The sequence below is a fragment of the Synechococcus sp. H55.9 genome (assembly GCF_047462355.1).
In the GTDB taxonomy this organism is placed as follows: Bacteria; Cyanobacteriota; Cyanobacteriia; order Thermostichales; family Thermostichaceae; genus Thermostichus.
Window position 1 is genome coordinate 1 of sequence record NZ_JANSJB010000156.1, and the last position, 2,509, is coordinate 2,509.

A 2,509-nucleotide genomic window follows, 5' to 3' on the forward strand; every position below is an offset into this window, starting at 1 on the left:
GCCCAGAGCCAGCCACAGCCCTACCAAAGGAGACCAAGAGTGAGGCCGGCTGAGACGGACGCGGAACTTTGAGGGATGAGCCATGGGCAGCTTCTCCGGGATGAAGAAGGGGGGTAGCGTCCGAGGGCGAGGGGCAGGGAGAGAGCCTGCAGTTCCTCAGCCGGCTTTGTCAGCCAAAGGATATCGTACCAGCGAAGCCCCTCGCGTGCGGAGAGAGGAAAACGTGATGCGGCGCTCGGATCTCCTCAGTTGCCTAAAACCCCAGATTCCGGCGCTCGGATGTGCAGCTTGCCTCTTGCCGCCTCTGGAAGTGGGCTGTAAAACCAAGTTGGGAGGGTGTGTGGCAGATGAATATCGCGGTCTTGGGGTTCAAGGGGGGTGTGGGCAAAACCACTACAGCGGTGCACCTGGCCCTCTACCTTCAACAACGGTGCGCAGCCCAGGCAAGTACACCCCAGGTGTCGCTGCTGCTCGACGCCGATCCCAATCGCTCCGCCTCTCGCTGGGCAGAACGGGGCTCCCCCTTTCCTGTCAAAGTGCTGGCCGGGGATCCCACCATGTCTACGCCTGGCGGCTTTCAGCATACGCTGATCGACACCCCCGCCCGCCCCACCCCCGAACAGTTGAGCCTGCTGGCGGAGCGGTGTGAATTGTTGCTTTTGCCCTGTTCTCCGGATGCCTTGGCCCTGGATGCCCTGATGCTGACTGTCAACGCCCTGGATCGTTTGGGGGCAAAGCACTACAAAGTCTTGCTGACGCTGGTTCCCCCCTGGCCTAACCGGGATGGGGCCGAGGCCCGCAGCTTTCTGCAAAAAACCGGGATCCCGCTCTGCCATCATTCCATTCGCCGCACAGTGGCCTTTCAGCGGGCCGCGCTGGAGGGGGTCTGCGTCAACCAGCTCCCGGATCCCAGAGCCAAGCAAGCCTGGTCAGATTACGTTGCCGTGGGAGAGGAAATCCTGTCATGAGCAAGTTTGAGCGCCTGCTCGACCGCCACCCGCCTCCGAAAAAGCTGAGCGCCCAGGCCTACAAGATCCCTGAGCCGCCGGAAGCGCCCGCCAAGCCCAACGGCGCGGAGTACGTCAAGCTGACCGCCTACATCCGCAAAGAGACGCACCGAGCCGTGAAGCGCCTCCTGCTGGAATCGGATCAGGATCTGTCGGAGCTGATCGAGGCCTTGCTCGCCCAGTGGCTGCGCTCTCAATCGGGAAAGATTTGAAATCAGGGAGGAGCGACATTGCCAGATCCCGCTGTCGGGGATCAGATGAAACACACGGATTCCGGTTGAGAACCAGATAAGAATAAGATGAAGTGGCGTGAGGCAGGGATCCCCGGACGCGAGGTGGGGCCGTTCGCGAGAGCGGGACGGAGCCCTTGGGCACGCTGGGCGAGGGGACGTCTGCGCTGCAAGAATGTCACGCTCTTTTAGGTGCAAAGGGATCCTTAGTATGCAAGCCATCACCCTGCTCGGCTCCACCGGCTCGATTGGCACCCAAACTCTGGACTTGGTGGCCCAGTATCCAGAGCGTTTCCAGGTTGTCGGCCTAACCAGCTACAGCAATGTCGTCCTTTTGGCCGAGCAAGTGCGGCAGTTTCGGCCCCAGATTGTGGCCATTGGCCGGGAGGAGCTGCTGCCGGAACTGCGGTCGCTGCTGACCGGGATGCGACCGCTGCCCGAGTTGGTGGCAGGCACGGAGGGGCTGTGTCAGGTGGCGGCTCACCCCGCGGCCCAGCGGGTGGTGACCGGGATCGTCGGCTGTGCCGGCCTCTTGCCCACGCTGGCCGCCATCCGCGCCGGCAAGGACGTTGCCCTGGCCAACAAAGAGACCCTGGTGGCAGGCGGCCCGGTGGTGCTGCCCCTGGTGCAAAAGCACGGCGTCAAGCTCATCCCGGTGGACTCGGAGCATTCGGCCATCTTCCAATGTTTGCAGGGGGTGCCGCCGGGATCCCTGCGCCGCATCTGGCTGACAGCCTCAGGGGGGGCGTTTCGCGATTGGCCTGCCGAGCAACTGGATCGGGCAACTCTGGCGGATGCCCTCAAACACCCCAACTGGGTGATGGGGCGCAAGATCACCATCGACTCGGCCACCCTGATGAACAAGGGCTTGGAGGTGATCGAGGCCCACTGGCTGTTTGGTTTGGATTATGACCGGATCGAGATCCTCATCCACCCCCAGAGCATCGTTCACTCCCTGATTGAGCTGGCCGATACCTCGGTTCTGGCCCAGTTGGGCTGGCCGGATATGCACCTGCCCATTCTCTACGGCCTCAGTTGGCCGGAGCGCCTAACCACCCCTTGGGATCCCCTCGACTTGGTCAAGCTGGGATCCCTCACTTTTAAGGCGCCGGATCACCGCAAGTATCCCTGCATGGAGCTGGCCTATGCCGCCGGGCGGGCGGGCGGGACGCTGCCGGCGGTGTTGAATGCGGCTAACGAGGCAGCCGTGGCCTTGTTCTTGCAAGAGCGCATTCGTTTTTTGGATATCCCCCGCCTTCTGGAACGGGTCTG

The 2,509-nt window shown here is 62.7% G+C and carries 3 protein-coding genes; all 3 read left to right on the top strand.

What is annotated here, in order from left to right; translation table 11 throughout:
- Positions 1-347: 347 nt before the first annotated feature.
- The gene (locus tag NW857_RS12685) at positions 348-968 is read left to right on the top strand and encodes a ParA family protein (protein WP_414333961.1); all 621 of its coding nucleotides are present in this window, start codon (positions 348-350) and stop codon (positions 966-968) included.
- Entirely contained in the window at positions 965-1,219 is a 255-nt protein-coding gene (locus tag NW857_RS12690) for a hypothetical protein (RefSeq protein ID WP_414333962.1), read from the top strand. Before NW857_RS12685 ends, NW857_RS12690 begins: the two co-directional genes overlap by 4 nt.
- 229 nt (positions 1,220-1,448) lie before the next feature.
- Positions 1,449-2,509, top strand: a 1,061-nt coding sequence (locus tag NW857_RS12695; RefSeq protein WP_414369170.1) for a 1-deoxy-D-xylulose-5-phosphate reductoisomerase, incomplete at its 3' end; no start/stop codon positions are given.